The 24,316-nt window shown below is 55.4% G+C and carries 15 protein-coding genes; 13 read left to right on the top strand and 2 right to left on the bottom strand.

Annotation, left to right across the window (positions count from 1 at the left end):
• Window positions 1-248 precede the first annotated feature (248 nt).
• From G1C95_RS05165 to G1C95_RS05135, 7 genes are all read left to right on the top strand, one after another.
• Complete coding sequence (locus G1C95_RS05165) at window positions 249-4,547, top strand: SpaA isopeptide-forming pilin-related protein (RefSeq protein WP_169171903.1); 4,299 nt, start codon at window positions 249-251, stop codon at window positions 4,545-4,547.
• A gap of 121 nt (window positions 4,548-4,668) precedes the next feature.
• On the top strand, window positions 4,669-6,264 hold the full coding sequence (locus G1C95_RS05160) for a SpaH/EbpB family LPXTG-anchored major pilin (RefSeq protein WP_169171902.1): 1,596 nt from the start codon (window positions 4,669-4,671) through the stop codon (window positions 6,262-6,264).
• 169 nt (window positions 6,265-6,433) lie between these two features.
• The gene (locus G1C95_RS05155) at window positions 6,434-7,456 is read left to right on the top strand and encodes a Cna B-type domain-containing protein (protein WP_169171901.1); all 1,023 of its coding nucleotides are present in this window, start codon (window positions 6,434-6,436) and stop codon (window positions 7,454-7,456) included.
• 34 nt (window positions 7,457-7,490) lie between these two features.
• Entirely contained in the window at window positions 7,491-8,435 is a 945-nt protein-coding gene (locus tag G1C95_RS05150; RefSeq protein ID WP_335341405.1) for a class C sortase, read from the top strand.
• Window positions 8,432-8,827 (top strand): HTH domain-containing protein, encoded by a 396-nt coding sequence (locus tag G1C95_RS05145; protein WP_169171900.1) that lies wholly within the window; start codon window positions 8,432-8,434, stop codon window positions 8,825-8,827. Before G1C95_RS05150 ends, G1C95_RS05145 begins: the two co-directional genes overlap by 4 nt.
• Window positions 8,828-9,568: 741 nt before the next feature.
• Window positions 9,569-10,786, top strand: a complete 1,218-nt coding sequence (locus G1C95_RS05140) for a glycoside hydrolase family 5 protein (RefSeq protein WP_169171899.1) — start codon at window positions 9,569-9,571, stop codon at window positions 10,784-10,786.
• A gap of 285 nt (window positions 10,787-11,071) precedes the next feature.
• A complete protein-coding gene (locus G1C95_RS05135) occupies window positions 11,072-12,718 on the top strand; it encodes a glycoside hydrolase family 43 protein (protein ID WP_169171898.1) in 1,647 nt (548 codons plus the stop codon).
• 140 nt (window positions 12,719-12,858) lie between these two features.
• On the opposite strand, the gene G1C95_RS05130 is transcribed toward G1C95_RS05135, so the two are convergent.
• Window positions 12,859-14,691 carry an AAA family ATPase gene (locus G1C95_RS05130; RefSeq protein WP_169171897.1) on the bottom strand — a complete coding sequence of 611 codons (1,833 nt, stop codon included), beginning with the start codon at window positions 14,689-14,691 and terminating at the stop codon, window positions 12,859-12,861.
• A 98-nt stretch (window positions 14,692-14,789) separates the two neighbouring features.
• Window positions 14,790-16,226: a C1 family peptidase gene (locus G1C95_RS05125; protein WP_169171896.1), complete on the bottom strand. Its 1,437-nt coding sequence runs from the start codon at window positions 16,224-16,226 to the stop codon at window positions 14,790-14,792.
• A gap of 239 nt (window positions 16,227-16,465) precedes the next feature.
• Here G1C95_RS05125 and G1C95_RS05120 point away from each other — a divergent pair, with 239 nt between their 5' ends.
• The 6 genes from G1C95_RS05120 (at window position 16,466) to G1C95_RS05095 (ending at window position 24,292) form a co-directional block, all read left to right on the top strand.
• Window positions 16,466-17,449 carry an ABC transporter permease gene (locus G1C95_RS05120; RefSeq protein ID WP_169171895.1) on the top strand — a complete coding sequence of 328 codons (984 nt, stop codon included), beginning with the start codon at window positions 16,466-16,468 and terminating at the stop codon, window positions 17,447-17,449.
• A gap of 29 nt (window positions 17,450-17,478) precedes the next feature.
• On the top strand, window positions 17,479-18,447 hold the full coding sequence (locus G1C95_RS05115) for an ABC transporter permease (protein WP_169171894.1): 969 nt from the start codon (window positions 17,479-17,481) through the stop codon (window positions 18,445-18,447).
• A gap of 16 nt (window positions 18,448-18,463) precedes the next feature.
• The gene (locus G1C95_RS05110) at window positions 18,464-20,602 is read left to right on the top strand and encodes a dipeptide ABC transporter ATP-binding protein (RefSeq protein ID WP_205832731.1); all 2,139 of its coding nucleotides are present in this window, start codon (window positions 18,464-18,466) and stop codon (window positions 20,600-20,602) included.
• Between the two features lie 178 nt (window positions 20,603-20,780).
• Entirely contained in the window at window positions 20,781-22,520 is a 1,740-nt protein-coding gene (locus G1C95_RS05105) for an ABC transporter family substrate-binding protein (RefSeq protein WP_169171892.1), read from the top strand.
• A 645-nt stretch (window positions 22,521-23,165) separates the two neighbouring features.
• Complete coding sequence (locus G1C95_RS05100; protein WP_335341413.1) at window positions 23,166-23,513, top strand: ABC transporter permease; 348 nt, start codon at window positions 23,166-23,168, stop codon at window positions 23,511-23,513.
• A gap of 119 nt (window positions 23,514-23,632) precedes the next feature.
• Window positions 23,633-24,292, top strand: coding sequence for a TetR/AcrR family transcriptional regulator (locus tag G1C95_RS05095; RefSeq protein WP_169171890.1), 660 nt, complete (start codon window positions 23,633-23,635; stop codon window positions 24,290-24,292).
• Window positions 24,293-24,316 lie beyond the last annotated feature (24 nt).

Below are 24,316 nucleotides of genomic sequence, written 5' to 3'. Positions count from 1 at the left end.
TCGTATATGGAGGCGGCTGAGATACCCCGGTGCTTCGTGCATTGCACTTCGGGGGAAGAACCAGTTTGCGATGAGTTAACGATAATCGGAACATATAGTGCCTAACAGCAGGTTAACCACGCTTGAAAAGGGGGTTAACCCGTTTCGTCGAGGGGGGGTATCTGTTTTAAGCAAGAAAGTAGTGAGAATTCCCGTGGTGTACGTCGGGCGAAGCGGCCCCACGAGGAACGGGAATATGGAGGTGTTCCATGCGAGGAAACAAAGGCGTTGGCCATAGAGTAGTGGCCGTATTAGCGGCAGCGGGAATACTTCTGAGCCTTGGAGCCGTGTCGGGCGTGGCCTCCGGCATGGAACCGACCGATCCAACGACCGAGGTCTATACCGATGGCACGACCGTTGATGGCAGCGTTTCGACAGACCAGTCTGATGCGATTGACGAGACTGATGTAACCGATCAGTCTGAAACAACCGATAACTCCACAGCAGACAATCAGGAACAGAACACTCAGCCGGATCAGTCCACTATGCCAGACAGCGAGTCGGATAGTGCTGCCGATAGCAACACCGGTTCAACAAATGCGTCTGATACAGACAATACCAATGACGACACGGATTCTGACAGCACCGATGCTGACACCACCACTCAGCAGGATGAGGCATCCGCAGTGGCTGACACTCAGCTGCAAGATAGCGATTTTGATAAGTTCCTTGTCAATGACACGGTGTCTCCTGCTGGTACGTCGATTAATCTGTTCGATTACTGGACGGAATCGGATCAGACTTCGAAAGGCAACAAATACGATGCCTACATCAATAAGGATCATGCACTGAAATTCTTAAAGAACGCCAATCCAGAAAATTATTACAATGCTTGTCAAAATGGCAGCAGCAAGACATGTAGTGTGCAGGATCGCGGTTACGCTAATTTTTGGACGAGGAGCAGTCAGAGGAACCTTTCAGATGCGGATGACGCGAAGAACAACTACTACAAAGGCGTTTCAGGACAGGATGTAGATAGCTGGAAATATGAGAAGGGTGGTCCGCGAACAGGCATAGTGAAGGACAAGCTGGAAGGCGGCTATCCGACTTTGTCTGGCGATAGTAACAATAAAAACGCTGGTACTGAAGATCCGAATGATGATTATGTGATGTTCCGCAAGGCAAGTGAAGACCAGCGGATTTCAGGAGAGACGGATACGACGAATGAGTCGTTGTCCTATTTGTTTGATCCGACGGAGTACTCTGACGGCAAACAGTCGTACAGCGGTGTCGGCAATCTGCTGCAGGTTGATAAGGATGGATACTATTATTACGACAGTAGGAAGAACTTCGCGTCGTATAACAAAACAAAAAACAAGTTTGACCTGTATACCAGGGGTGCTATTTACAGTGGAAACAGCACCGCAGGCTTGGGCACCCAGTTTTTCCCCTTCAATACTGCCAGTCAGGTATTTAACTTGACGAGTGATGGCAATGACATCGAAAGCAAACCTGCCAAAGAGCCTAAACTCGATGCCAATGGCAACGTAGTCAAGGATGATAAAGGCGAAATCGTATATGTGAACAATGCGTCGGATAACGATAAATGGAACCACCATTTCGGTCTAACCATGTCCACTCGATTCGTTCAACAGAACGGAGGCATGGTAAATGACAAGCCTATGTCCTACCAATTCTCCGGCGACGATGATGTGTGGATTTACATTGATGGCGTGCTGGTGGCTGATTTGGGCGGCATCCATGATCCCGTGAGCGTCAACATTGATTTCTCAACCGGTACGGTCACATATGGTGATGCGTTGGATAAAAACGGTGATCCTAAAACGGAAAAGGGTGAGACTGCTGGCGAGACAATCACACGAACAAGAACCACCACGTTGGCGCAAGCCTTCATAGATGCAAAGTCCTTTAAAGCTGAGGATTGGACTGAGACGAAGCCTGGACAGTATGTATTCAAAGATGACACATACCACACGCTGAAGTTCTTCTACTTGGAACGTGGTCATCAGGATTCCAATATGGCGTTGAAGTTCAACTTGGTGACTATACCCCAGAGCTTGGTCACCAAGGTTGATCAGTCAGGCAATACCATTCCTAGCGTGACGTTTGATTTGTATGGCGTCGATGTCGAGGAAAATGAAGAACTGGTTGCTACGGGAACGACCGACAACAACGGTGAACTGTTGTTGATGGATAAGAATGATAGCGATCTGCCACTTTCGTTCGATGACATATATAGGGATAACCCGAAGCAGTATACGAAGTATGTGCTAAGGGAAAAGAGTGCTCCTGAAGGTTATCGTTCGGTCGGCGATATACGGCTGGACTATCATCCAGCATCATCGGACAGTGGAGAATTCGGTGGCTATGTCACCTCGGAAACGGGGAATAATATCTGGACTACGGGTGCCTATGCGAATGCAGGCGTGTTAGTGACGGCACCACATGAAATATACAAACTGAGTGAATCCGGCAGCACTACGGAATATGGCGATCAGATTCCTGAGCATGTTGTTGACAATGGCCTACTGTTCGCAGTGATTCTGAAATATACCGGCCAAGGGGCGAGTGGATTGGAGAAATCCGAGAACTGGCAAGTGCTGTCCGGCAATTCTCTTGATGGATATTCTCCCACACCAATCAGCCCCACAGGCGGTATCACGGACGTGGTCGAAGCCGCGAAGAAGGAAGGGACTGCGTATACGTTCCATGTGGGCCAATCCGGCGGGTACCAGGCTAGTATTCCGGAACTTCCTGGTGATATCAGCAAGTATTACAACTTGCTTGCAGGAACGAATGGCAATGTATCCGAGACCAAGTACACCGTCGCCTACTATTTCACTGAATCGAAAACCCTAGCGGGTGCTTCTAAAGATAATACATATCGTCTGTTCATGGAGGGTGATAAGGATAACGATAGGTGGATGCGACTATTCTCGCTGAACCTGAAGGTTCCGAATATCAAAAACCGTCTTTTCGTACAGAAGACGGACGAGAATTGGAAACCTCTTACTGATACAGACCAGCGATTCACCGCTACGTTTACGTTGTATACCAGCGATCAGGTGACATTCAACGATAATGGCACGGTGACGGTTCCGAACCCCAGAAAAGATTCCAGTACGGGTACAAAGAACTATTACGATCAAGTGACCACCGTGCCTGACCTGATAACAGGAACGGAACTGGGAGACTCCGCCGGAACGCTTCTGATGCATAGCGGTGCAATGTTCCCATCTGGTAAAGATGCATCAGTATTAGAAAAAGGCACTTATTATCTTGTTGAGACCAGCGCGCCTTATGGATATGACAAAGTAAACACACCTGTGAAAGTGATTGTCGACGATACTGGCGTGTATGCCGACGCTGGCGATGCAACCACGGACAAGGACGATAATGTGCATGTCCGTCGTGGCGTGGGGTCTTTAGTGCGAACCATGCATGAATTCGCGTCGCAAGACCAGCTTGACCGGACGTTGAGCGACATCACCGCCACGCTGCAGACTGGAACTTTGTCGGATAACGGCACATGGACTTGGACTAACGCGAATCCAGAACAGTCTATGAAATTGTCGTATGCCAAGAATGCTTTGCTGCAGTATGGTCCCTCTGATGATTCTGCGACGGATACTAGCTTCACCGGTGTCACGCTGCTGACGACATCAGGATGGTCGAACCTGTCCATCATGCAGAACTACGGCGATGGGATATCGTCTGAGAACAAACAGGAGATTGTTGAGGGCACTTCATTGAACAATCTGTTCTCTGGCACCACCACTGTGTTGATGAAGAACAAGCCGAATGCTCAGAACGTGAAAGTTCCTCTTTCGGTAATGAAGACTGTTGAAGGTGGAGATTGGCCGGAAAACGGTACGTTCATGTTCAAATTAACGACGAGCAAAGAAACGGAAATGGTCTACCAGGGGGTGAGTAAAGGCAGTGTTGTGACCCCATTGCCTTCCGGTGAGGGCGTGAGCTGCGATTCGGAAGCGGACGCGGGTCAAAAGCGCAGCTGCACTGTGACAGTTAGCCAACCCAATACGGATGTTTCATTCGGTGTAATCACGTATACGGCACGTTTGTTTAATGATATCGGTTGGCCGTCTGATCCTCCACATAATCCTAGTGGGTCTTATCGCATACCGTTCGTTTTCACTTATGAGATAAGTGAGATTAAGCCCGATGATGCGATTAAAGGCATGACGTATTCGCAAGCGAAGTACACATTGTCGGTGACGGTGAGTCGAGAGACTCAGCCTAGCAACAATGCATTAAAGGCTGTAGCGACGCTAACCCGTAATACGAACGATGCTGGTCAGGGGCCTGAATCTGAAGAGTCCAAATCAACGTGGGGGGCTACCTCTACCACAAACAGTCGTGTAACGCCTGTCGCCAAGTTCACGAACTCATTTGGATATCCGCTTTTGCCGTCCACTGGCGGGCTGGGGTCTCAGATGATCGTGTTGGCGGGAATTACGGTGCTTGCGGTGGCGAGCATGGGTGTGGCCTCGACTTGGCGGCGAAGCCGCCGTGCAAGGCGACACTAACAACGACCTGATGTCCATGGCATTGCCGTCCAACAGACCGGGAATGCCATGGATGCCGGAACAAATACAAGATTTTGCTCGTACTCACAATGGGTGTGAGCCGGTTTGAAAGGAACCGATTATGAGAAGAATATGGAAAACACTGGTCGGCATACTCGCCGCCATCGCGATGCTGCTAACTGGTGGTGTGATTACCGCATCTGCTTACGCGGATGAACCTGCTGGGATTGCTGAAAAGACCGGTACTGGTTCGATTGTAGTCAATCCGGCGAATTCAGGTCAGAAGTATGATGCGTACCGGATTTTCGGCGTAGCTTCGTACACCGGGAATGGTGATGATAAAAAGGTCGCGTATACGATTGCTGAAGACAGCCCGTGGTTTGGTTTTGTGACTGGCAATGGGGCGGGTACTTCGTACGTGGAGGTATCGGTCAAAGGTAACCCACGTGTGGTTACGCCCAAGGAATCGTTCACGGGCGATGCTGCGGCGAAGAACTTTGCTGATGCCGCCATCACATATATGGATCAGTACAACACGGAACATGCTGATTCACAGATCACACCTGATCAGTCTGCAACGGCTGGTGCGACTGATACATCGGTGACGATTTCGGGTCTTGATTTGGGATATTACTTGGTGACGTCTACGACGGGTTCTCTGGTGATGCTTGATACTGCGGCTGAGACCGTGACGATCAAGGACAAGAACAAGGTTCCGGAGGTCCTCAAGAAGGTTCAAGAGGGCAACATTTGGGATAGCGAAAACGACGCAAAGATTGGCGATACGGTGAACTTCCGGACGACAATCACTGCGCAGGCGGGTGCAACTAACTACGTGCTGCACGATAAGCTCAGCGATGGTTTGACTTTCGGAACGGTGACCAAGATTGAGAAGATTAGCGGAGATACGACAACTGAGCTGACTAAGGACACTGATTATCAGGTACTCACCGGTGAAAACGCCCAGAGTTATGCTCCGAATGGCACAACTACCGAAGAAAAGGATACGTTCACGGTGACGTTCTCGGAGGCTGTGCTCAAGGAGCTCAAGGCCGGTGACCAGCTCGTGGTGTCGTATACTGCCACGGTCAATGAGGATGCCGTGATTCGTGGAGATGGTAATCCGAACAAGACATACCTTGACTACGGTAAGAAGGATTACACCAGCCATACGCCGGAGTCTACGACTACGACCTATGTGTGGGATTTCGATGTGTTCAAGTACACGCTTGAAGACGGTGATAAGACCCCGCTTGCAGGAGTCAAATTCAAGCTCACCACCGACTTAGAGAGCAATTCTCCTATTGAGTTCGTGGAGAAGACTGGTACGAGTATTAAGAGCTACCGCGTGGCCAAGGCTGATGAATCAGGCATGATTGAGTTTGTCACCGACTCTAATGGCAAGTTCAAACTGTTTGGCTTGGACTCCGGTACGTACTACCTGTGGGAGACAGAACCTCTTCAAGGATATAACAAGCTTACCTCCCCGATTACGGTCGAGATTAAAGGTACTGCTCACAATGGCGCAGTGCATGTCGACGGTTCGGTGACTGCTGTGACCAATAACACCGTAGAGGTGGAGAATACATCGGGTTCCGAACTGCCGGAGACCGGTGGTATGGGTACGACGATCCTGTATGTGGTCGGTGCGGCTGTGGTTGTGTTTGCGGGTCTTGGCTTGGCTGTGACGTTGCGTAAGCGTCAGAGCCGTCGCTGAGCCAAACTGAACCAACACGGTTCACCGGTATATATCGCAATAATTGAACCCCTGGTCCCGTCGGGGTTATGACGGGGCGTTCGCTCTCTTCCCGTGCCGGACGATGATGGTTCGGCATGGGAGGAGGGTACATTCCAGGTTTTTCATATTGTTGAGGGAGAGGGTTTCGATGGCTGCTGGTTCCAGGAGACTGCGGGGGTGGCTGGCGTGTCTGGCTGCGTTGCTCGCCTCCCTATTGTGTATAGCGGGTTTGGGCAATGTCGCCCATGCCGATGAACAGACCGTGACCGGTTCGGGGTCGATCACGTTCGAATATAAGCATGACGGTGATCCCGTGCCCGGTGTGAAGGTCGACCTGTACCGGGTCGCCACATGGTCCAAGGATTGGCAGGCCGAGCCGACCGAGGCGTTCAAGAAATATGACGTTGCTTGGCCCGACCTGACCACCATGAGTCAGAATGAGCTGCGTGATTTGGCGAATACGCTTGCCTCGTACGCGCAGCTCGACGGCATCAAACCGCTGGCGTCGGGTGAAACCGCTGCGGATGGCGAGTACAAGTTCTCGAACCTGCCGGATGGCCTGTATCTGCTGGTGTACGGCTCGTACAAAAACAGCGAACTGTCGTGCGATGCGGGTGCGTTACTGGTGTCTTTGCCGACGAGCACGGACAAGGCTAATACGGTCGAGGGCATCAATGTGACGGTTGAGCCGAAGACCGAGTGTGAGACCACGCCGCCTACCCCTCCTGAAAAGGATATTGAGATCAAGGTCGTCAAGGTCTGGGAAGACAGCAACGACTCGGAGCACAAACGCCCTAGTCAGGTTGTCGTCCAACTGCTCAGGGACGGAAAAGTGTACGACGAGGTCGTGCTCGACGAATCCAATAATTGGACGCATATCTGGACGGGGCTTGATCCTGACCATGAGTGGAGCGTGGTCGAGAAGTCGGTGCCGGACGGATACACCGTGAGCGTGGATCGTGAAGGCAACGTGTACACCATCACCAACACCTATACGCCGCCCACGATTCCGCCCGATCGCAAGGATCCTCCCACAAATCCGCCGGATGACCGCACGCCGCCCGATGACATCTCCAAAACCGGTGCCACTATAACCGGTGTGGCCGGCGTGATGCTGGTACTGCTATTCGCAGCTCTGGCAATCCGTCACCTGCGCCGCGAACGTCACTGATCGGCCCCTGCGGCGATAACAAGCGATAAACAGTATGCCGAATAACGCAAACGGCGGTATGGCCAAGCACCGCAAGCCCGTTGATATCGGGCTGCGGTGCATGGTTGTGTTTTTTGTGCTCCTGCTGTTGGTGGGAGTGGGATTGGTCGCGTATCCGACGGTGGCGGATACGTGGAACCGGATGCATCAGTCGCGTGCGGTCGCCACATACATCGAAACAACGGATGATATGGGCAAAGCGGAACGCGAGAGCATTCTCGCCAAAGCCGAGGAGTATAACGCTCAGCTGCTGGCTTCGGCGCAGGCGAATCAGTCAGGTCGTTGGATGGATGCCATGCACCCAAGCGACGAGACGAAACAAGCCTATGAAGATACGCTGGATATCACCGGCACCGGAATCATGGGCTACGTCACCATCCCCAAACTCGAAACCCGCCTGCCGATCTACCATGGCACCGACGATGGTGTTCTGCAGATCGCGGTCGGCCATCTGCTCGGCAGCAGCCTGCCCGTGGGCGGCGAGGGATCGCACGCAGTGGTCTCGGGGCATACTGGCTTGCCATCCGCGCGCCTGCTGACCGGATTGGACGAGCTGGAGCCGGGGGATACGTTCGCGTTTCACGTGCTTGATACGACGATGACGTACCAAGTGGACGAAATCAACGTGGTATTGCCCAACGATTTCACCAACCTCAACATTGAGCCGGGCGAAGACCTGGCCACATTGATTACGTGCACACCCTATGGCATCAATTCGCATCGTTTGCTTGTGCGCGGTCACAGGATTGCCAATCCGACCACTCCGGACGAAACGGACTATGATAAGCCGCAGCAAACAGTTGTGGCAATAACAGTTGGTTGTGCCGTATTGGGGGTTATCGCTGTTTGCACAGTAACGGTATGGCATTTGCGTCGACGTGCAGAACGTGGGCATCACATTCGTATGAAAGAGTCGAAAGGAAGGCGAGGAAGGTCATGAGCAGACAAGCGTTTAGCCCGGATCAGGTGCGTTATTTGCGCACGCTGCCGGCAGTCAGGAACGTGAGCGAAACACGCATTACGTATGACGAGGCATTTCGTCGCCGTGCGACGGCCAGATATTTGGCGGGTGATAGTCCGACCAGAATCTTCCGCGACGCCGGACTCGATCCGGAGATTGTGGGGCATAAGCGCATCGAACGTGCCCTTGCCCGGTGGAAGCAGAGCGTTGACCCCGCCGAGGATCTGGGCGATGATACCGATGCAGATGTGATGTTTATCGGCGACTTCGATCCGAAAGGGCAGCTTATCGCCAAACAGGCGTTGCGCATTGAAATGCTGGAGCATCAGGTTGCCGTGCTCAAAGCCAAGTTGGCGCAAATGGAATCTTAAGTGGACGTTTAGGCTGCTGCAGTATTCAAGATCCTTCGGCTCCGGCTTCGCCTCCGCTCAGGATGACAAAGCGAAGCCGGAGCCGTTCGTTGAAGAAATGAGGTTACGATTGCCTGAATCGAGAACTCAGGCAACTGTGATGTTTAATTACATTTTATCCAGTGCGTCACAATGGAAAGCAGCATTCCGCCTGCGGAAAAAACGAAGCCGAGTATTAGGTAATCGAGCGGTGAAAAGTATATATTCCACCCACGGAGCATGTTCAACGACGTGCTGATGATCATCGTCGCAATCAATGACGATATTCCTGAGAACAGTATGGTCAGCAGGTTTGCACACACGCCTCGATGAGCTCTCACTGATTTGAAGCCGATATAAAGAAGCTGGCATGGGAGAACGATCCATAGCACGCCATAAATCGACAGAACTGACGGGAATACCCATATGACCACAAGCGATATTATCCAGACAAGCGCCTGAATCAATAAGATTTGATCGAATTCCAAGGGCATCTTCTTTGATGGCGTTTTCATACGAAAATGCTATCACCTCTGCAGCGTGTGCCTCTAAGGGCCTCTGTCTTCCATCTTCCGAAAGGGTGTCTAAGGGTGGAGGAGGCTAAAGTCTGATTCGACACGACGTTCCCGCAGGCGAAGTTGCGCTTCTCCAAGAATGTATTATCATATAACTAAGTGATTACTAAGTAATAGAAAGTGATCGCACAAGTACAAAGGAGTGCATATGGATATCAGCTACATCAACGGTGTGAACCTCGGAAACTGGCTCGTCCTCGAGAAGTGGATGAATCCGGCTCTGTTCGACGGCACCACCGCGGATGACGAATACTATTTGCCCACCCAGCTCTCGCCGGAGGTCTATGAGGCTCGCATCAAGACCCACCGTGCGGAATACATCAACGAACGCGACTTCGCCACCATCAAGTCCTGGGGACTCGACTCGGTGCGCATCCCCGTGCCGTATTTTATCTTCGGCGACCGCGCGCCCTTCATCGGCTGCATCGAAGAGCTCGACAAGGCCTTCAACTGGGCCGAGAAGTACGGTCTGACCATCCTCATCGACCTGCACACCGCGCCGATGAGCCAGAACGGCTTCGACAACGGTGGCATCTCCGGCGTGTGCAAGTGGGCGCAGCTGCCCGACGAGGTGGAGTTCGTGCTCACCGTGCTCGAACGCCTCGCTCAGCGCTACGGCAACCGCGAAGCCCTGATGGGCATCGAAATCATCAACGAGCCGAACACCACCACCTCCTGGCCGATGATGAACGTGACGGAACGCTACAAGGCGGTTGACCCTGAACTTGCCGAAGGCACCGGCCCGATCGAATTCGATTGGCTTAAGGACTTCTACGTCACCGCCTACCATCGCCTGCGCGATGCCGAGCATGGCGCGCTGCCCGAAGATAAGGCCGTGGTGTTCCACGACGGTTTCGACATCTGGCAGTGGAAGGACTTCATGCGCGGCGAAGACGGCAAACTTGCGCCCGAATTCGTCAACGTGATCCTCGACACGCACCAGTACCTGATGACCGCCGAGATGATGGGCTGCCCGCAGACCGTGGAAGGCTACGACGATTTCGTGCGCAACACCTACGCGCCGATGATCAAGGAAATGAGCGAATACTTCCCCGTCATTGTGGGGGAGTGGTGCCTATTCAACTCGGTCGGCTGCGGCGTCGACACCCACGGCGGCCAGAGCGTGCTCAACGGCGAGGAAGGCGCGCAGGTCGAAGCCCTCACCCCAGCCGAGAAGCGCGACCTCTACCAGGGAGTCGCCAAGAGCCAGCTCGAAGCATGGAGCCACGGCTCCGGCTACTACTACTGGAACTACAAGCTACTCACCGACACCGTCAACACCCCCGGCTGGATCGGATGGGACGCCTGGGACCTAGGCCGCTGCATAGCCCAAACCTGGTTCCCCACCCCCTCCGGCCGCAACTAATCGGACGAATCGGAACCTATAGCACCCAAAGAGCCGGTACCCACCGCGCAATCGTAACTAATGGCACCCAACGAGCCGGTGACCACCGCGCAATCGCAACTGATAGCACTCAACGAGCTGGGGTTGGCGATGTTCTGTTGACAACCGTAAAGACTTGGCCAGAGCGGCCCGGAGCGTGTTGCCAATAGAACATCGCCAACCCCAGCGGACACCGCACTATCGTAACGATTACAACAATCGCAACTATCAAAACAATAAAAACCATCGAAAAACAAAGGAGTTACCATGCTGCACAATCCGATTTTCAAAGGCTTCAATCCCGACCCCGCCATCTGCCGCAAAGGCGACGACTACTACGTAGCCGTCTCCACCTTCGAATGGTTCCCCGGCATCCCCGTCTACCATTCCAAGGATATGAAGCACTGGGAGCTCAAAACCCACGTCCTCACCGACGACACCGAGCCGAACCTCACCAAGCTGCCGTCCGCCAAGGGCATCTGGGCACCATGCCTCACCTACAACGAGGATGAGGACATGTTCTACGTGATCTACGGCGTGATGAACTCCATGAACGCACGGTATTTCGATGTGGACAACTACCTCATCAAGTCCAAGAGCATCGAAGGCCCGTGGAGCGAGCCGGTCTACCTCACCTCCTCCGGCTTCGACGCGTCCATTCTGCATGACGATGACGGCAAGAAGTACATCGTCTCGCTCGAATGGGAGACCCGCGAAGGCTACGAGAAGCCGGGCGTGATCTGCATGGTCGAATACGATCCCGAAACCCAGCATGTGGTCGGTTACCCCAAGCGCATCTGGCGCGGCGCCACCGATCGTGGCTGCATCGAAGCCCCACACCTGACCAAGCGCGACGGCTGGTATTACATCATGTGCGCCGAGGGCGGCACCGGCTACAACCATGCCGTCACCATGGGCCGCTCGCGCAACGTGTGGGGTCCGTACGAGCCGGACCCGCAGGGCGCGATCGTCACCTCGCAACCGGTCGAATCCAACGAGCGCGCGGATGACGACCATTTGAAGCCCCGCTACTACAACCCGGATTCTGTGCTGCAAAAGTCAGGCCATGGCTCCTATGTGGACCTGCCGAACGGCGAGACCTATCTGGTGCACCTGACCTCGCGTCCGTTCACGCCTGAACTGCGCTGCACGCTCGGCCGTGAGACCGCGATCCAGAAGATGACGTGGACCGAGGATGGTTGGCTGCGCATGGCTGACGGGTCGAATCTTGCCAAGCTCGAAGTCGAGGAACCGAATCTGCCTGATGTGCCGATGCCTGAAATCCCTGCGTTTGATGATTTCGATGGTGGCGAGCTGGGCAACTGGTACTACTCGCCGCGCCTCATGCCCACCACCTTCGCGAACGTGACCGAGCGTCCGGGATGGCTGCGCGTGCGCGGGCAGGAGTCACTGGCTTCGCTCAACCGCACGAGCCTTGTGGCCCGCAAACTCACCAGCGTGTACGCCACGGTGACCACGAAGATGGAGTTCCTGCCGGAGGTCTACCAGCATTCCGCGGGTCTGGTGATCTACTACGACAACATGAACAACATCTTCTTGCGCAAGTACTATTCGGAGACGCTCGGCGGCTCTGCCATCTCGCTGGTGCGCCTGGAGAACGGCGAGAAGACCGAGATGCTCGACACCCGCGTGGCCGTCGAAGACAAGCCGATCTACATGCGTCTGAACATCGAAGGCCGTCGCACTTGGTTCGAGTGGGGCTACGACGGTGAGAACTGGACTAAGATCGGCCCCGAGTTCGACACCACCACCTTCTCCGACGAATACTGCAAGTTCGGCGAGTTCACCGGCACGATGGTCGGCGTGGCCGTCACCGACGCCTCGCTGCACGAGCGCTGCGCCGACTTCGACTTCTTCGACTACCAAGCCGACGAATCCAAGCCCGTCGCCTGATTCAATTCAAGTGCAGGTTGCAAAACCTGATGGCGATACTTGAGAAGGACAGTTGAACTAATTGCGATGGTGCCACGATCAATCAACAGTCGGGGCACCATCGCAATAGTGTAAAAGGCCGGTGCAGGTATATATGGGAGCTATACACACTGACAGGTCACAGCACAATGGCGAGAGCCGATAGCGATTCCCCAACGCAGACGTTTGTGGGCCCCCTGCGGCAACGGCTCTGCGTCATACGCTTGTTTGATAATTTGCTGCAAAGCTTCGTAAGCTTTGTCCTGCAAAGCATGTACCAAGGCATCATCAGTGCTGTATTTTTGAGGCAGGAACTTCAGCTCGATGGTAATCATCGGACGATGTTCAGGAACGACGAACGATCGCAACGGAGAATTACTGTTGGCTGGAGTTAAACGAATATCGTAACGACCATATCCGGCTTCCCTGTTCGATGTGGGGTCGGTGTATCCGGGCATGCCGAAGCAAAGGCCGATAAGCAGCATATGACATGCGTTTTCATTCGTCAGATCGAAGCTTGAAGTCGAATCGCGCAATATCGCGGTGAGCGTTTGGCAGAGTGTGTATTCATCTCCGTTGCGCAATGCGGTTTGGAATGATTCCAACCGATTGGTGCCTCCGGCTTCTGAGACAAAACGATCGATGATTTCCGCGTGATAGAGGCTGGCAATTTCCAGGTTTGGGATGTGCAAACGCCGTGCAAGCGTAGTCATGCCAGGAGCAGCCGTATCTTCAGTGGTCAGGTAACCGGCCAGATACAACATCGACCAGATCGCCTCGGAATGTGCTCCAATATCAGGAAACACGATTCCTAGGTCGAGCGGAGCCACAACCATGCCGTTGGGTTCCATCAGTTCATAGATTTTGGATAATGTAGCGGTATCAGCGCCATGAACCAATTCGCCGATTACGGAATTGCCAGAGGTGTTACCCCAATACACATCCGGTGCGCAACCCTGCTTGAAATAGTTGAGTATGCTCCAAGGGTTATAAACATCTATGCTGCCGAAACGGTAACCGTCGTACCATTGGCGGGCCTGCGTCATGCAATCCGGGTAGCCCAGATACGCGGCTAATGCTTGCACCTCATATTCGGTAAATCCGTAGCGTTCATCAAATTCGTTGGAGAGAGCCGTATTAACAGCAAGATTGTTCAAATCACTGAAAATGGATTCTTTACTGATACGCTGCACTCCGGTAAGGCAGGCAAAAGCAAGCGCCTTTCCGGAATCCTTCAACGTTCCTGTCAACCAAGTTTTGAGGAATGTGACTGCTTCGGTGTAATACCCTCCGTTGGGTGCCGAATAGGAGGCCATCACGGGAGCATCATATTCGTCGATCAACACCACAACAGGACTGCGATGATGGGCTCTGAGCATACCCGCCAACCGTTCCAGCGATGCGGCAAATGCTCCACTATCTGCTTGCCCGGAAGCTATCGCATTGAAAAACGCTTTTTCATTTACGGAGAGCATATTGCTTTCCATAAGATAACGGTGACGTTCATACTCCATGATGATCGTCTGCTTCAACGCATCATAGGTCTGCTGCCATGTCAATCCCTTGGCCGTGCGCAAACTTAACGCAATCACCGGATAAGCACCCTGATATTGCTGGTAGGTGCCTTCAGCAGCCTGCCAGATATCAGTGCCCTCAAACAGGGGCGCACGGCTGCGACCGTCCGGTGGAATCTCAAAGAACGACTGCATCATCGTGAGATTCAAGGTTTTGCCGAATCGGCGAGGGCGGCAGAACAGCGTCGCAGTGTATCCGCTATCAAGAACATCCGCGATAAGCATGGTTTTGTCGATGACAACGGAACCGCTGATCGCGCGTTCGAATCCGTCGTCGCCGATTGGCAAGCGCTTGCGACCGGTGCGATCAATAATGCATGCACCGGCCGTGCGCCAAATACCATTGCCACAGTTCGTCACTGCGGAATAATCCACTGCCATGCCGTCGCCTCCGATTCTGTCGCTGGTACCAGTGTAATGCCTGGAGAATGGGCGGCGGCGACGGCATGCAGGCGTGAATGCGCTATCGCTTGGACGGATCAGGCGCAGGGGGAGGCGAGGGTGAGTGCCTGCCAGGGCTGCAGTTCTACGGGCTCGGCCGAGGTCAGGGCGCGGGTTGCTTCGTCAAGGAAGTCCTTGCGGATGATGATTTCGGTGACATAGCGGTCGAACCAATCATCGGAGGCCACGTAGTAGCCGTCCTTGCCGTTGTCCTTTCCCCAGCTGTTCTCCACCTTCCAGCGGTTCGGCTTGCCGTCGGCGTCCAGGTTCACGCCGGTCAACGTCATCGCATGGTTGCTCGGACGCTCGGCATATTCCAGGCCGTCGGCCTTGTCGAAGGTGAATTCGGTGCCGAACAGGCGATCGGCGCGCACCACGGAACGGTCGAAGAAGCCCTCATGGCGCAGCGAGAACTGCGTGCAATCGCAGGCGAACCAGATCGGGTGGCCGGCGGCCAGCTGGCTGACGGCGGCCTTCTTGAACACGTCAAGCGGCACGTTGACGAATTCCATATCGCCCGCTTCGACCACGTTGGCCGTGTAGGCGATGCGGTAGCGCTTGAGGAACGGGGTCTGCGCCATCGGCGCATTGCACAGCGTCACGAAATCGTTGACGTTCACCGGCACATACTTGGCGGCGAACTCCAGCGGGGTGATGCCGTGCTCGACGATCTGCTTGCGCTCGTCCTTGCCGGACTTGCTGGATTTGTCAGACTTTTCAGATTTGTCAGTCTTCTTGGCATCGTCATTCTTGTCGTCATCGCTGACACGCGCCATCCAATCAAAACGTTCCGGCGGCTCGCCCAGCGAAATCGCGCAAATGCGATACACGACGGACATCTGCTCGCGCTTAAGTTCGCGCAACTCATCCACGGTGGCGCCGGCCGCATGCTTGCGGCGCAGTTCGGCAGCGAATTCGCGCAGTTTGATGCCCAGATACTGCTTGAACGCGTCGGAATCCTCGGAGTTGGCGGACTCCGGGTAGGCGGACTTGGGGCACAGACCGTACTTGTTCACCAGCGCGACGAACATCTGCCACCAGCCGCCGTCCGAAGCCGGCTCATCGTTGATGATCTGGAACAGGCGGGAATCGGTCGGCTCGTCCAGCGTGGCCAGTACTTGCTCAAGGTAGGTGTTCGACTTCTCGATGGCATCCCAGAAGAACAGATAGGTTTCGGAGAATTCAAAATCCTCGAGATTCCACGTATGCATGAGCTCATAGCGCAGGGTGTTGAGCGATGCGAACATCCAGCAGCGGCCGGAATGCTTCTGGTTGGTGATGGAGCCCTGCTTGAGTTCGACCGAGAACTCGCGCGGCAGTTCGCGCACGCCGCGATAGCTGGTGGCCGCCTTGAGCACGCCGGCGGATACCGCCGCGTCGGCGGCCACAAGATTGGCGCGATCCTGGTTGAATGCGGTGCTATAAGACTTCAGCTGATCACTGCTGACGGCCTGCACCTGAGTGTCGTTGGTCATGGTATTGCCTCCGTTGTTGTCGCTTATACCGTAAACGAGGCTGAAATACTAGACCTGTGCGACAAGAAACCGGTTCGAAAAAATTTTCAGCTGGGCAATTGCCTTGAAATTACTGAGAAATGCCGATAATCTTCCACAACGCAAGCTGTCCATATAGTGAACACCTATTGCATATGCTTGCGGGGGGGGTATCACTAAACGCGATTTAGCTATTTTCTGTGGGGTGGGGAGAAAAGCGAGTGCTCAAATATATCATCAAGCGCATCGTCAATTATGCAGTGATGTTGTTCGTCGCGGTGTCGATGACCTATTTCCTCGCGAGCGCGTTCATGGATCCGCGTTCGAACTACATGTCGCGTCATCCTCAACCGCCGGTTGAGTCCGTTAACCGTTCTCTGGATAACGCGAATATTAACGACCAGACGCCGATAATCATCCGATATCTTCACTGGTTGAAAAATGTTGTCACTAAGTGGGATTGGGGTTTGGCGCCTGATCAGTCTCCGGTTGGCCCGGCTGTGGCGTCGCGTATCTCCGCATCCGTGCAGCTGGTGACGATCGCCACCGTGCTGTCTATCCTCATCGGTGTGAGTATCGGCGTATACACCGCTATCCGCCAGTACAAGTGGCAGGATCGTGCGCTGAACGTCGTGGCCACTTTCTTCCTTGTTATCCCGCCTGCGGTGCTTGGCCTGTTCGTGGCCTTCGGTGCTATCGCGCTGAACAATGCCGCCGGTGCCAGGATCTTCTTCGTCACCGGTTTGCATAGTTATGAAGGCAGCAACCCGTGGCTGTGGTTTGTTGACTTCCTGCAGCATATTGTGCTGCCCACTATCGTGATCACGATTCCTGGCGCGGTGAGCTATCACCTGACGCAGCGCACCTATCTGCTTGACACGATGAATGCTGATTATGTGCGCACGGCTCGTGCCAAGGGACTGACGCTGAACCAGGCCATTCGCAAGCATGCGCTGCGCACATCCCTGATCCCCACCACGGTGAATATCGCCTTCTCCATCGCAAGCGTGTTCACTGGTGCGGTTATTACGGAAACCGTGTTCGCCATCAATGGTCTGGGCCGTTACTTCGTCACGACCATCAATAACAACGACATCAACGGTGCTACTGCAATCGCCGCGTTCGGTGGCGTGTGCACGCTGGCTGGCGCTCTGCTGGCCGACATCCTCTCCGCGTGGCTTGATCCGCGCATCCGTTTGAGCTGATTCGAGCTGATTGGACAAGGCGATTGACCATGACAGACAACACAAACGATACTGAGCACAAGCATTCCGCAGCGCAAGATGCGTCGCAAGCCGCAACACAAACTACTGCGTCGCAGACCAAGCGTGAATTTCACCGCACCGGACGTATGACCTTGTATGTCCGCCGCTTCTTCCGCCGCCCCTCGGCGGTGGCGGGACTGGTGCTGCTGCTGATTCTGATTTTCTTCGCACTGTTCGGCTCGAAAATCGGCAAATGGGATTATGAAGAGCTTGACTTCATGTCGCTGGGCACCCCACCCAGTGCCGATCACTGGCTGGGCACCACGGCCGGTGGCTCTGACCTGTACGCCATGATTGTCCGTGGTTTGGGTCGTTCGCTGAGCATCGGCATCCTAAGCTCGCTGGCCACCACCGCCATCGCCGCCATTCTGGGCACGGCCATCGCTTTTTTCGAAGGCTGGTTCGAAAAGGTGGGCATGTGGCTGCTCGATATGCTCCTGGTCGTGCCGTCCTTCCTGCTGATCGCCATGATCGTGCGTTCGTCCGCCGGCACCTCCGGCTGGCTGTGGCTGACCTTCGGCCTGACCGCCTTCGGTTGGATCGGCTACGCGCGTGTGCTGCGCACGCTGACGATGAGCCTGCGCGAACTTGATTACGTGCACGCCGCCAAATTCATGGGCGTGAACCCCTTCCGCATCATCGTGCGTCACTTGGTGCCGAACCTGGGTTCGGTGCTCATCATCAACACCGTGCTGGGCGTGGTTGGTGCCGTCGGCTCCGAAACCTCACTGAGCTTCCTGGGTCTGGGCATCAAAGCTCCGGACACCTCGCTGGGCACGCTGCTCAACGAAGGCCAGTCCGTGATCCTCACCGCTCCATGGGTGCTGATCTTCCCCTCCATCGTGCTGATCCTGCTCACTTTCTCCGTGCAGATGATCGGCGATGGACTGCGCGACGCCATCGATCCGTATTCCCGTTCCGGCGGCAAGGCCGAGTGAGAGGCAGAGGATGACCATGTTCTTCAGGAAAACCAAGTCCACCAACAACTCGGCGGCACAAAACCAGTCTCCCAAACGCACCGCCGCAGCCCAAGGCGACGTAGTGCTCAGCGTGCGCGACCTGCACGTCAGCTTCGCATCCGAAGCTGGCACCGTGCGTGCCGTGCGCGGCATGAACTTCGACCTGCGCCGCGGCGAGACGCTGGGCATCGTCGGCGAATCCGGCTCCGGCAAGTCCGTCACTTCCATGTCGATCATGGGATTGCTGGACTCCAACGCCAAGGTAACCGGTTCGATCACCTTCCGTGGCGAAGAACTGCTGACCAAAACCGATGCCGAAATGAGCAAGATCCGCGGCGACGGCATCGCCATGGTGTTCCAGGATCCGCTTTCGGCGCTGACTCCGGTCTACAGCATCGGCGAGCAGATGAAGGAGGCGCTGGTCATCCACAATCCGGGCATGCCTGAAGATGAAGTGGAACGGCGTTCGATCGAACTGCTGGAACTGGTGGGCATCCCCAACGCCAAGGAAAGGCTGAAATCCTATCCGCACCAGTTCTCCGGCGGCATGCGCCAGCGTGTGGTCATCGCCATGGCCATCGCCAATAATCCCGACGTCATCATCGCCGATGAACCCACCACCGCACTGGACGTCACGATTCAGGCCCAGGTGCTTGACGTGCTCAAGAAAGCCCAGCGTGAAACCGGTGCCGCACTGATCTTCATCACCCATGATCTTGGCGTGATCGCCGGCGTCGCCGACCAGATTGTCGTCATGTATGCCGGTCGCCCTGTGGAACAGGCATCGGTGGAAGACATCTTCGCCCATCCGGTTATGCCGTATACGATGGGCCTGCTGGGTGCCGTGCCGCGCCCGGATCGCGACAAAACCGACCGACTGGTGCCGATTCCAGGCTCCCCGGTGAACCTTGCCGCGCTGCCCACCGGCTGCCCGTTCGCACCGCGCTGCCCTCTGGCCGTTGACGCCTGCCGCGCCAATGAGCCGAATCTGGAGCCAGTGCCCGGACGCAACGGCCAGTCGGCCGCATGCCATCGCACTCGCGAGATTCTCGATCGTGGCCTGACCTTCCGAGACGTATACGAAGTGGGCAAGGGCGTCGCCTCGAAGTTCGCCGGCGTGCCACGCGAACGCCGTGCCGTGGTGCTCGACGTGCAGCATCTGAAGAAAACCTTCCCGCTGACCTCCGGTGGTTTCCTTCGCCGCAAAATCGGTGAAGTCCATGCGGTGGACGATGTGACGCTCGACGTGCGCGAAGGGGAGACCGTCGCTCTGGTGGGCGAATCCGGCTCCGGGAAATCGACCACACTGCTCGAGATCATGAACCTCCAACAGCCCGAATCCGGCAGCATCACCTTGTTCGGCCAGCCGGTGACCAAGGGACTCAAGCGGGCCCAGCGTCGCGAACTGCACCATAGCGTGCAATACATTTTCCAGGATCCGATGAGCTCCCTCGATCCGCGTCTGCCTGTCTATGACGTGCTCGCCGAACCGTTGAAAGCGCTCGGCTGGGATCGCAAACGCATCAACGACCGCATCGGCGAACTGATGGAGCTGGTGGAATTGAACCCCGATCAGGTCGATCGATTCCCCACGCAGTTCTCCGGTGGCCAGCGCCAGCGCATCGCCATCGCACGAGCCCTGTCCGTCAACCCCAAGCTTGTGCTGCTCGACGAGCCGGTTTCCGCTTTGGACGTATCCATTCAGGCCGGCGTGATCAACCTGCTCGAGGACCTGCAGAACAAACTGGGTGTGGCCTACCTGTTCGTGGCGCACAACCTGTCGGTGATTCGCCACATCTCCAGCCGTGTGGCCGTGATGTATCTGGGCCACATCGTTGAAAGCGGTACCACCACCGAAGTGTTCGAACATCCGCTGCACCCTTACACTCAGGCGCTGATGAGCGCGGTGCCGGTGCCCGACCCGATTGCCGAACGCCAACGCCATCGCGTGGTGCTGCAGGGCGAACTGCCCAGCCCCACCGAGCGCATCGCCGGCTGCCCGTTCGCCTCACGTTGCCCGTTGCGGCTGACGTTGAGCGAGGAACAGCGGGCCATGTGTGATTCCCAGCCCCCGGCGCTCAAGCAATGGCAGCCGGATCATGTTGCCGCCTGCCATTTCGCGCAGGTCAGCTGACATACTTTCATGCCTTCATGAATTGCCCTCGCCCCAAGCGGCGAACGGCTCCGCAATAAATACAACAAGTCGTGCGTTCCATATCAACGGTGCAAGGCGGCCAGGCGGCTTTGCACCCAGGAACGCGTTGGCGGGCAACCGCCATTATCGTCTGGCAACCCCCAAGAGAGGAACAACCATGAATAGCGAATTACTGAAGCGACTGTCCGTCGCCAGCGCCGCCGTGGCGGCTTTCGCCATGCTGGTGTCCGGTTGCGGCGCCACCAACAACGGCGAAGCTACCAACGACGCCAAGGTCGGAGCTGCTGAGCCGGCTTCCGGCTTCGAGTCGGATTATCAGGGCCAGTACTCGATGCCTGATCCGGACAAGGCCTACAACAACCCGCAGGATAGCGACAACATCAAGGACGGTGGCGAGCTGCACATGGCCACCACCTACACGCCGAACTGGAACTCGTTCAGCGTGGAAGGCAACACCGGATACATGAGCGAGCTGTGGAGCTGGTACATGCCCTCCCTGGTCAAGTTCGATCTCAAGGGCAACATGACCTGGAACAAGGACTACATCACCGACGCCAAGGTGACCAACGAGAACCCGCTGACCGTCACCTACACCATCAACGACAAGGCCAACTGGAACGACGGCACCCCGATCGACTGGACCGCATTCAAGTCCACTTGGGAAGTCATGAACGGCTCCAACCCGGCCTACAACCCGCCGAGCACCGATGGCTACTCCTCTGTTAAGAGCGTGGAGCAGGGTGCAAACGCCAAGCAGGCTGTGGTGACCTTCGCCTCTCCGTATTATCCGTGGCAGTCCGTGTTCACCGGCCTCTACCCGCCGCAGGCCACCGATCCCAAGGTCTTTACCGAAGGCTGGATCGACAACCCGCACAGCGATGAGTGGGGTGCCGGCCCGTTCACCGTGCAGAAGGCCGACAAAGACGGTGCCACCTTCGTGCGCAACAGCAAGTGGTGGGGTGCAACTCCGAAGCTGGAGAAGATCACCTACAAGTACATGGAAGACACCGCCATGCTCAACGCGTTCAAGAACGGTGAAATCGATTCCGTATCGTTCTCCAACGCCAACAGCCTCAAGACCGTGCGCGGCCGCAAGGACTCCCAGATCCGTCTGGGCTACGGTCTGCAAACCAACGTGTACGTGTTCAACGGTTCCTCCGGCCCGCTGAAGGACGTCAACGTGCGCAAGGCCCTGAACCAGGCCTACGATCGCGAGACCATGAACAAGATCCACTTCCAGGGCCTGAACTGGACGCCTGAAGACGCCGGCTCCGAAGTGTTCCCGATCTTCCAGAAGGGCTATGAGGACAACCGCCCGGAGGCTGCCAAGAAGCTCGACGTCGAAGGCGCCAAGAAGACGCTGGAATCCGCCGGCTACAAGATGGGCGACGACGGCTACTTCGCGAAGGACGGCAAGACTCTCGACGTGCGCTTCACCTACTTCGGCGACTCCGCCACCACGACGGCCATCGCCAAGGCCTACCAGCAGATGATGAAGGCTGCCGGTATCAAGATCACGCTTGATAACAAGGACAACTCCAAGTGGGCCGACACCATGAACAACCACGATTACGACGTGACGACCATGGCATGGCAGGCCAACAGCCCGTGGGGCCAGCTGAACATGACCCAGCTGTACGGCTCCAAGTCCGAATCCAACTTCTCCTTCGTCGGCTCCGACGAAATCGATAAGCTGGCCAAGGTGCCGGGCACCATCGAAAATCAGGACGAAGCCGTGAAGGCTGCGAACAAGGCCGAAAAGGCTGCACTGGAACTCTACGGCACCATGCCGATGGATGTTCCTGCCGGATTCTACGCCGTCACCAAGGGCCTGGCCAACTGGGGCCCCGCCGGCTTCACCTCCACCGATCCGACGCTCGTCGGCTGGCAGAAGTGAGTTGTTAGCGCCCTTATCGTTCGTCGAACGGTAAGCCAAGCGCATCCTTCGGGCCCGTGCCTGTGTGGTATTTTCCTATTCATCCACACGCGCACGGGCCTGTTTTTTATTGGGACACCTACGGAGGTGCGAATAGCGGTATAAATCGGCCTTCGTAGGTGTACGAGAGTGCGTGGCTGGCAATAGTGTGGTCTGAAGAACCGCGGAATATCAACGTTTTTCAATTGTCCTTAGTGTCGTTTCATGGGGACAAACACCTACGGATGGCGAGATATGCGTCTAAACGGGGTTCCGTAGGTGTCGGTAGTCATGGTGCGGCAGGATGTCGGTAGTGAAAACCTTGGAATATCAACGATTCTGAATCGTCGGTCATAGTGTGGTGCGGAACAAAACACCTACGGATGTCGGATTAGTGTTGCAAAGCGGCTTCCGTAGGTGTTAAACCAGTGCGTATCACAGTAGAGAACGATGGTGGACGCCGCACGGTTGGGTTTTTTTTTAATGTTTTGCATAAATTGCCTCATCACAGTGATGGAGGGTCAAACTGTGAATGATTGATTGTTGATGGAGCATCAAAGGCTTATAACGAAAGAGAAATGGGGAGGAATAAAAAAGTGGGATTGAATAAATTGCAGATGATGTAATATCCTGCCTTCTGCTCGCAATTGCGGAATTTGGTTCTGGAGCTGCTTCGGCTATAGCTTGACCGGTTTGATCAAGGATTATCAGACCCGTGATCTGGTGCTGAGCGTGCTGTTGCTGCCTCTGACGTTCTCCGCTCCGGTGTTTTATTCCCTGGATGCGGCTCCCGTGTTCCTGAAAATCATCGGTGCCGTCAACCCGCTGACATATCAGGTTGTGTTCGTGCGTGACCTGATGGGTGGAACGGTTAACTGGGTGGCCCTTGCCGTCACCGTGGTCTGCCTGCTGGCCATCTCGGTAATCGGTGTGCTGTCGACCAGTCGTATGCGTCGGCTGTCTTTCGAAGGATGACAACATTCGATTAGTGGGCATAGTGCTTGATTGGTGGGTAACGGTGAGCGGAGCAATAGTGGGATTGCTAGGCATGTCAACGCGATTGCCGGGCAGGCTGGTGCGTTAAACTGCGAACCATGGTGCATAAGGGTACGCAAAACGATGCTGCCGGTAACGTTGGAAAACGGGTGCGTAAGTCGCCGGAGGAGCGCAAGCGTGAGATTCTTGACGCGTCGGTGCGGTTGATTGGCGAACGCGGATTCAACGGCATTTCGGTGCAGGATGTTGCCGACGAGGTGGGTATTTCGAAGCAGGGACTGCTGCGGTATGTGGGCAGCAAGGATAATCTGCTGGCGATGACCTATGAGCAGTATTACGCATCGTCGGGCACGGTCGAAGAGTTCATGGCGTCGGGGTTGCCTGGCAGTTCGGCGGATGATCTGCGATTCCCTGCTTACCTGCGGTTTTTGGTGCGGCATAATGCGCAGAGGCGCATGCTAGTGCAGCTGTTTTCGATGCTTCATGCCGAGGCATTAAATCCTGCGCACCCGCTGTATGAACATTTTCGCGTGCGCAATGGGCAGATTTGGGAATCGTATTCGCAATACCCGTGGTCGATTCCGCCGCAGCTGGGGGAGTGGAATCGCTCCATGCGCCCCTACGTGCGCAAGGCCATGGAAGCGATGGATGGTATTCAGTTAAGATGGCTGGGTGAGCCGCCCATCGACCTGTACGACGAATGGCTGGAGTTCGAACGCATGATTTTCCCCTCGCCGCTGTGGGACGAATATCGCTGAGTGGTGTATACTGCTAATTACCAA

This window comes from Bifidobacterium oedipodis, from assembly GCF_012932425.1.
In the GTDB taxonomy this organism is placed as follows: domain Bacteria; phylum Actinomycetota; class Actinomycetes; order Actinomycetales; family Bifidobacteriaceae; genus Bifidobacterium; species Bifidobacterium oedipodis.
This window is presented reverse-complemented; position numbering and strand designations above follow the sequence as displayed.